At 64.8% G+C, this 5,203-nt stretch carries 5 protein-coding genes and 1 pseudogene; 5 read left to right on the top strand and 1 reads right to left on the bottom strand.

Going from position 1 to position 5,203, the window contains the following annotated elements; all coding sequences use genetic code 11:
* On the top strand, window positions 1–381 hold a 381-nt coding region (locus AHiyo1_RS18570; protein WP_445286237.1), incomplete at its 5' end, for a dienelactone hydrolase family protein.
* A 192-nt stretch (window positions 382–573) separates the two neighbouring features.
* Here AHiyo1_RS18570 and AHiyo1_RS18565 read toward each other — a convergent pair.
* Window positions 574–2,051: pseudogene (locus tag AHiyo1_RS18565) on the bottom strand (amino acid permease).
* A 201-nt stretch (window positions 2,052–2,252) separates the two neighbouring features.
* On the opposite strand from AHiyo1_RS18565, the gene AHiyo1_RS18560 reads away from it, so the two are divergent.
* The 4 genes from AHiyo1_RS18560 to AHiyo1_RS18545 all read left to right on the top strand — a co-directional run.
* Window positions 2,253–2,981 (top strand): CPBP family intramembrane glutamic endopeptidase, encoded by a 729-nt coding sequence (locus AHiyo1_RS18560; RefSeq protein ID WP_059389531.1) that lies wholly within the window; start codon window positions 2,253–2,255, stop codon window positions 2,979–2,981.
* Between the two features lie 67 nt (window positions 2,982–3,048).
* Window positions 3,049–3,486 carry a VOC family protein gene (locus tag AHiyo1_RS18555; RefSeq protein ID WP_059389530.1) on the top strand — a complete coding sequence of 146 codons (438 nt, stop codon included), beginning with the start codon at window positions 3,049–3,051 and terminating at the stop codon, window positions 3,484–3,486.
* Between the two features lie 21 nt (window positions 3,487–3,507).
* Window positions 3,508–4,461, top strand: coding sequence for a 1,4-dihydroxy-2-naphthoyl-CoA synthase (locus AHiyo1_RS18550; protein WP_059389529.1), 954 nt, complete (start codon window positions 3,508–3,510; stop codon window positions 4,459–4,461).
* Between the two features lie 9 nt (window positions 4,462–4,470).
* A partial coding sequence (locus AHiyo1_RS18545) for an AMP-binding protein (RefSeq protein WP_148667663.1) occupies window positions 4,471–5,203 on the top strand: 733 nt, incomplete at its 3' end.

The following is a 5,203-nucleotide window of genomic DNA, read 5'->3' as shown; positions in this document are numbered from 1 at the left end:
GGCGCGAGGCGCTGCCTCGTGGCGACCATGCGCTCCCTGGGGTCGGGCACGGGCCGAGCCTTCACGGACGTGTCCACGGCACGGTCCTGGCTCCGCAACGATGCCCGCTGCACCGGGAAAGTGGGAGTCATCGGCTTCTGCATGGGAGGCGCCTTCGCCCTGCTCGCAGCCCATGACGACTTCGACGCCGCCTCCGTGAACTACGGCCAATTGCCACGGAACCTTGAGCAGGCTTTGGAAGGCGCATGCCCGGTGGTGGGCAACTACGGAGGCAAGGACCGGACGTTGCCGGGAGCGGCCGCGAAGTTGGAGGCCGCGCTGACGAGCCTCGGGATCGAACACGACGTCAAGGAATTCCCGACGGCGGGCCACGCTTCATGAACGACGTCCCGGTAGGGCCGCGGCCACTGCGGCCCTTGATGCGGGTGATGGGCATCAAACCCGATCCGGCCGCCGCTCCGGAAGCCTGGCAGCGGATCGAGGACCACTTCGCGAAGTACCTGAAGGCTGAACCAACAACGACGGCGGGCACCCCCTTGAGAGGAGGCGCCCGCCGTCGTCGGCTAGTACGCGCTAGCTAAAAAGCTCGCTCTTCGGTTCGTTGTTCTTGACCTTCTGCCAGCCGAGCCACAGCACCAGGGCGAAGAACGGGATGGTGGCCAGGGTCCAGAGGCCCAGGAGGAACACCTCGCCCGTTGCCTTGTCCGTCATGGTGTCCATGCCGATCAGCACGGTGATGGCCAAGAGTGCGATCAGCCAACCCAACTGGTCCACGGCGAACCCGGCATGGGGAGGCTGGAGACGTTGCCCTTCTTCTTGCGCAGCGCGATCTGGCTGGCGAAGATCGAGCCCCATGTGAAGATGACCCCGATCGAAGCGGTGTTCAGCGCGAGGTCGAAGGCGTGCGAACCACCCAACCAGATGTTGAGCAGGATGCCCACGAGGTACACGGCGCCGATTGCCAGGATGGCCGCGTACGGCACGTGGCGGGTGGACATCTTGGTGAGCCACTTGGGGGCATGTCCATTGTTGGCCATGGTGCGGAAGATGCGGCCGATCGAGTACAGGCCCGAGTTGCACGAGGACAGCGCGGCGGTGATGACGATCATGTTCATGACGTCGCCCATCCACGGCAGGCCCATCTGGCCGAACACCGTGACGAACGGGGAGGTACCCGCGTGGTACTGGTCCGAGGGCAGGAGCATCGCCAGCAGGGTGACGGAACCGACGTAGAAAACCACAATGCGGATCACGACGGCGCGGATCGCCTTGGGAACTTCGCGTTCCGGGTTCTGCATCTCGCCGGCGGTGATGCCGACCAGTTCGATGGCGTTGTAGGCGAAGATCACGGCGTTGAGGACCAGGATCATCACCAGGCCGCCCTTGGGGAACATGCCGCCGTCGGCAGCGAAGAGGTTCCCGACGGACGCGTGGCCGGTGCCGACCTGCGCGTTGGTGACCACCATGAAGGTGCCCACGGCGAGGAAGATCAGGATCGCGGCGACCTTGAGGCAGGAAGCCCAGAATTCGAACTCGCCGAAGGCCTTGACGCTGAACAGGTTCACGGCCACCAGCAGCACCAGCGCGGCGATGGCGGACAGTTCAACGGGAACGTTCGGGAAGAAAAACTGGAAGTACAGGCCGATGGCAATGAGTTCGGCGATGCCGGTCATGGCCCAGTTGATGAAGTACATCCAACCGGAGAGGAAGGCGCCCTTCTTGCCGAACATTTCACCGGCGTAGCTGACAAAGGAGCCGGAGGTCTGGCGGTACATGATCAGTTCGCCGAGGGCCCGCATCAGCAGGTAGGCGATGACGCCGGCAATGGCGTACGAGAAAATCAAGGCCGGACCGGTGGAGGCGAGGCGTCCGCCCGCGCCCATGAAGAGGCCTACGCCGATCGCGCCACCCATCGCGATCATCGTGACGTGGCGGCGGCTCAGGGTCTTCTGGTAGCCCTCGGCGCTGAGGTTTTCGGAAGTTGTAGCGGTACTGGGCGCAGCCAGGGTTCCCGGCTCACGCTGAAGGTCGGTTGTGGTGTTTTGAGGCACAGCTGTTCCTTGTGGGTTGAGGAGATACCGGCCCTGGCTTCACGCGCATCGGCACAAGCAATTCGAGCTTTCAGCCTGATGGCAAGTCGAATCAGTGGCGAAAACACGGAAGCGTCGAAGGTAAATCCGGCAAAACCATCTTACCCGGTGATTTCGGCGGAGCGTGACGCGGGCAACAAACAGGGGCGTTACGCTGGACATATGGGCACCATTCCGCCAGCCGGCAGGCTATACCGTTTCACGGGCTTGGACGCTGCGGCTTTCGGACTCTATGTGTCATTGGCGGCTGTCCTCAGCCTCGCCACGGCCCCGGTGACGGCTTTCGTACAGCACGTCTTCCCCGACCCCGCCACCGCCGTCTTCGCCATCAACCTCGCTTTCTACGCATCGGTGGGCCTGTTCGCGGTTGCGGCTGCGTGGCGCGTCATTGCCCGGGACCTCCTGATCCTGGCCACGCGTCCGTGGTTCACGCTCGCCATGATTCCGCTGTCCATCGTGGCGATGCTCGTGATCACCGCCATCCTGGTGACAGTTACCGCCTCGGCCAAGGAGTCGCAGAACCAACTGGGCCTCCAGTCCCTGGTCCTGCAACTGCCGGCCTGGTTCGTGGTCCCTTTGCTGGTGGTGTTGGGGCCCTTCGTGGAGGAATACCTGTTCCGGCACCTGCTCATCGGCAAGTTGTCCCGCCGCGTCAATATTTGGCTATGTTGCGCGCTGTCCGTGCTTTGTTTCGCGGCCATCCACGTGGTGGGACGAGAGGGCCTGGTACTTCCGGCCCTGGCCCCGTACCTCGGAATGGGCGTCGTGCTGGTGGCCGTCTACGTCTGGACGGGCAAGAACGTGATGTTCTCCTACTTCGTTCACGCCGCCAAGAACCTGTTGGCCGTCGTGCTGATCTACGCGATCCCGCCGCAGCTCCTCGGCGGCTAACCAACCCGGACCGGAACTGTCCGCTTGGCACTTCCCCGGCCACGCGCCGTCGTCGTAGGTTCAGTTCATGGCACTGAACTTTCAGGTAGTGATCGACTGCAAGAATCCGCACGTCCTGGCCGATTGGTGGGCCGAGACGCTCGAGTGGATCGTGGAGCCCCAGGACGAGGCGTTCATCCGGTCCATGGTGGATCAAGGCTTCGCCACGGAGGAAGAGACCACCACCCACAACGGCAAGCTCGTGTGGAAGGACGGCGCGGCCATCGGCCCGGAAGAAGACCAGGACAAGGACACCCGCCGCCGCTTCCTGTTCCAGACCGTTCCGGAGGATAAGACCGTCAAGAACCGTGTCCACTGGGACGTTCGCCTCAACGGACAGGACAAGGACGACGTCCGCGCCGCATTGGAAGCGCGGGGCGCGAAATACCTGTGGACGGCAAAGCAAGGGCCGCACGAATGGCACACCATGGCGGATCCCGAAGGCAACGAGTTCTGCATCAGCTGACTGGATTACTAGACTCTGAGGGTGAGCAACGACTTCCCCGCCAAGGTATCCGACGTCTTTGACCCGTCGCGCTGGCGTACCGTGTCCGGTTTCGACGATTTCCAGGACATGACGTACCACCGGCAGGTCGAGCGGGACGCAGACGGAAAGGTGACGAGGGACCTTCCGACGGTCCGGATCGCTTTCAACCGCCCGGAGGTCCGCAATGCCTTCCGCCCCGGCACCGTTGACGAGCTCTACCGCGCCATGGACCACGCCCGGATGACTCCGGATGTCGCCACGGTACTCCTCACCGGGAACGGCCCCTCCCCCAAGGACGGTGGCCACTCCTTCTGTTCCGGCGGGGACCAGCGGATCCGCGGCCGCGACGGTTATCGGTACGCCGACGGTGAGACGCAGGAGAGCATCGACCCCGCGCGGGCCGGCCGCCTGCACATCCTGGAAGTCCAGCGGCTCATGCGGACCATGCCCAAGGTGGTCATCGCCGTCGTGAACGGCTGGGCTGCCGGTGGCGGGCACTCACTGCACGTTGTCTCGGACCTCACCATCGCGTCCCGCGAGCACGGCAAGTTCAAGCAGACCGACGCCACCGTGGGAAGTTTCGACGCCGGTTACGGCTCGGCGCTGCTCGCCCGGCAGATCGGGCAGAAAGCCGCCCGGGAGATCTTCTTCCTGGCCCGTGAGTATTCCGCGGAGGACATGGTCCGCATGGGTGCCGTCAACGAGGCTGTGGACCACGAGCGCCTCGAGGAAGTTGCACTTGAGTACGCCGCGGACATCGCGCGCCAGTCCCCGCAAGCCATCCGCATGCTCAAGTTCGCCTTCAACCTCGCCGACGACGGCTTGGCCGGCCAACAGGTCTTCGCCGGGGAGGCCACGCGCCTGGCCTACATGACGGACGAAGCCGTGGAGGGCAAGGAAGCCTTCCTCGAGAAGCGCGATCCGGACTGGTCCAACTTTCCGTACTACTTCTAGGACTCGCCCGTGAACATCGACCCCGTTCTCAAAGCCTTGGCCGCCGCCCTCCACGATGAGGGACCCGCCGTCGAAATCGTCGTCCCGGAGGCCGGCACCCCGGTAGCGGTCGCCGTTGAAACGCCTGGTTTCGAGGATGCCGCAGTAGTGGTCCGCACCTCCGGTTCCACCGGCACGCCCAAGGCCACGGTGCTCACGGTCGACCAGCTCGCAGCTTCTTCCATGGCCACGGCCATCGCGCTCCGCGGCGAGGGACAGTGGCTCCTGGCCCTGCCGCTGCAATACGTTGCCGGCGTCCAGGTTTTGGTTCGCTCGCTCTTCGCCGGCACGCGCCCGTGGGTCATGGACCTCTCGAACGGCTTCACTCCGGAGGCCTTTACCGCCGCCGCCGAAGAGCTGACGGACACGATCCGCTTCACCTCGCTGGTGCCTACACAGTTGCAGCGGCTCCTGGACTCACCCTCGCCGCAGACCCTCGCAGTACTTCGCCGTTTCAACGCCATCCTCCTGGGCGGGGCGCCTGCCTCCGCCGCGCTGCTGGACGCCGCCAGGGAGGCTGGACTGAAGGTGGTGACCACCTATGGCTCCGCCGAGACGTGCGGCGGTTGCGTGTACGACGGAAGCCCCATCGACGGGGTCCGGGTCATGCTCGACGACGACGGCCGGGTCCTCCTGGGCGGCGACACCGTGGCGTCCGGTTACCTAGGGGCGCCCGAGGCGACCGCCGCGGCGTTTTTCGAGG

It is taken from the genome of Arthrobacter sp. Hiyo1 (assembly GCF_001263615.2).
Lineage (GTDB): Bacteria > Actinomycetota > Actinomycetes > Actinomycetales > Micrococcaceae > Arthrobacter.
This window is presented reverse-complemented; position numbering and strand designations above follow the sequence as displayed.

Excerpts from the sequence above, each read along its gene's own strand:
- AHiyo1_RS18555 (WP_059389530.1), top strand. The coding sequence starts at position 3,049 with ATGGCACTGAACTTTCAGGTAGTGATCGACTGCAAGAATCCGCACGTC.
- AHiyo1_RS18560 (WP_059389531.1), top strand. The coding sequence starts at position 2,253 with ATGGGCACCATTCCGCCAGCCGGCAGGCTATACCGTTTCACGGGCTTG.